The organism is Neoroseomonas rubea, assembly GCF_016106015.1.
Taxonomy (GTDB): Bacteria; Pseudomonadota; Alphaproteobacteria; order Acetobacterales; family Acetobacteraceae; genus Neoroseomonas; species Neoroseomonas rubea.
This window is the reverse complement of record NZ_JACADQ010000600.1, coordinates 1-1,262: the sequence shown is the minus strand read 5'-3', so window position 1 is coordinate 1,262 and position 1,262 is coordinate 1. Positions and strand designations below refer to the sequence as shown.

The following is a 1,262-nucleotide window of genomic DNA, read 5'->3' as shown; positions in this document are numbered from 1 at the left end:
GGCGCGGTGCGCATGGGCTCCGCCGCGCCGCCCGGCTGGCCCGCCAACATGCCCAACCGCTTCGGTGAGGCCGAGCGGCTGTTCGACCTGGCCGCGGTGCCGGAGGCGGCGGGGCTGCACCTGGCCGGCTTCCTGACCGCCGGCACGCCGGACCCGCTGCGACCGGCCCCGGACGCGCTGCTGCTGCTGCACGGCGCGGCGGGCCAGCGGCTGGGCCTGATGCGGATTGCCGCCGATGGCCGCGCGGCCTGGCATGCCGCGCTGCCGATCGAGGCGGTCCGCAGCGTGCTGCCGGGCGCGACCCACCTGGTGTTGGCCGACTGGCGCGGCACGGTCGCGACGGCGGGGGCGCGGATCGTCTCGGTGGCGCTGGCCGATGGCGCGGTCGCCGAGCTCGCGCTCAGCGCCTGAGGAAATGCGTGCCCGTCGCCTCGATCACCACGACGCCATCCGCGACGCGCCGGCCGGTATGCCGTAGCTTCGCGATGCCGAGCGGGCGGCCGGAGCGGGAGGGGCGGACCTCCAGCACCTCGGTCCGCACCGCGATCTCCTCCCCGGGCCGGAGCGGGGCGGGCCATTTCGTGTCGATCTGGTTGCCGCCGAGCGAGATGCCCGCGAGCAGCCCGCTGCCCATCACCCGGCCGAAGACGGCCGAGAGGGTGTGCAGCCCGCTGACCACGAGTTCCCCGAAGATGCTCTCCCGCGCCGCCTCGGCATCGAGGTGGAAGTATTGCGGGTCGTATTTCGCGGCGAAGGCGACCACCTCCTCGAGCGGGAGGGTCAGCGTGCCGAGATCCCAGGCCATGCCGGGGGCGAGGTCGTCGAGAGAACGGATCGGATCCATGGGGTGCCACGCTACCGCCACCTTCGCGTCCTGTCCTGCCGGCGGCATCGCGCCCCGCGAAGGAGACCACCCATGCGCCGTCCGCTGATCATCGCCCTCGCGCTGTTGGCCGCGGGCTGCGCCGCGACCTTGCCGGCCGTGCCGCCGACGCCGGCCGTGCGCCATGCCGGGCTGGTCGCGCTGGCCGACACCTCGGCCGGGCGTGTCGTGGATCACCTCGCCTTCCGGGAGCGGCGGGAGGTGGAGGAGGCCGCGACGCTGCGCTTCGGCGCCGGCGGCATGCCGCCGGCGCCGCCACCGCCCGCGGTGCCGGCGGCGGGTGCCGTCATGGACCCGGCGATGGACCTGCTGCTGATCCAGGCGCAGCGGCTTTCGGCGCTCTCGCTGGGGGGCGCGGCGGCGGGCGATGCGGAGGCGG

At 75.8% G+C, this 1,262-nt stretch carries 3 protein-coding genes; 2 read left to right on the top strand and 1 reads right to left on the bottom strand.

Annotated elements, in window-relative coordinates; translation table 11 throughout:
• A partial coding sequence (locus HW577_RS25210; protein WP_198378826.1) for a hypothetical protein occupies positions 1 to 411 on the top strand: 411 nt, incomplete at its 5' end.
• On the opposite strand, the gene HW577_RS25205 is transcribed toward HW577_RS25210, so the two are convergent.
• Positions 401 to 844, bottom strand: a complete 444-nt coding sequence (locus tag HW577_RS25205) for a MaoC/PaaZ C-terminal domain-containing protein (RefSeq protein ID WP_198378825.1) — start codon at positions 842 to 844, stop codon at positions 401 to 403. The genes HW577_RS25210 and HW577_RS25205 overlap by 11 nt on opposite strands.
• 72 nt (positions 845 to 916) lie before the next feature.
• Between HW577_RS25205 and HW577_RS25200 the strand changes: the two genes are divergently transcribed.
• On the top strand, positions 917 to 1,262 hold a 346-nt coding region (locus HW577_RS25200), incomplete at its 3' end, for a hypothetical protein (protein WP_198378824.1).